At 49.7% G+C, this 581-nt stretch carries 1 protein-coding gene; it reads right to left on the bottom strand.

What is annotated here, in order from left to right:
* Positions 1 to 350 precede the first annotated feature (350 nt).
* A partial coding sequence (locus tag AC2W7C_RS18825; protein ID WP_486002700.1) for a hypothetical protein occupies positions 351 to 581 on the bottom strand: 231 nt, incomplete at its 5' end.

The raw sequence follows: 581 nt of genomic DNA, 5'->3' as shown, positions 1-581 counted from the left end.
ACTCAGTTGCTCACCATCGGTCTCAGACTCTTCGTCATCTGACTCGTGTACTTCTTCACCTTCAGTCTCTTCGACGTTCTCGTCTTCTTCGGCAGCCTCGTCGTTTTCGGCTTCCAGTTGCTTGAAGGTAATTAGCGTCATCGCCATCGCGAACTGCTACGTCCTGTTCAAGCATAGACTTCTGGTGTTCGTTCAGGTCCTCAACGGAACCAGTGATTGCATTAGAGCTAACGCCGAACTCGGCATAAAACTGATTGAGACATTGAGTCATTCTCCTTTGATTGAATGGTAGGAACAACGGTCTAGAAACCTACAAATTGTAGACCAGACGTTGTTCCTATAGTGATAGTTTAGGCTTGAGCCATGTCCTCACCAGCTCCCTGACCTACAGCAGCACCCATGTTAGCACCAGCAGCAGACGCACCGTTGACCACAGCTCCTTGAGCGGATTGTTCAGCAATACGTTGCATCTTCTCATCCTGAGTAAGCAGTAAACCAGCCGTGTCAATACCTAAGGCGTTCAGCAGTCGCAGCTTCAGGGTCGGCAAGTTGATGTCAGGGTCCTGAGCTAGTGGCTGAAG

The sequence above is a fragment of the Brevundimonas sp. CURTG3B2_SDJG genome, assembly GCF_057364705.1.
This window is presented reverse-complemented; position numbering and strand designations above follow the sequence as displayed.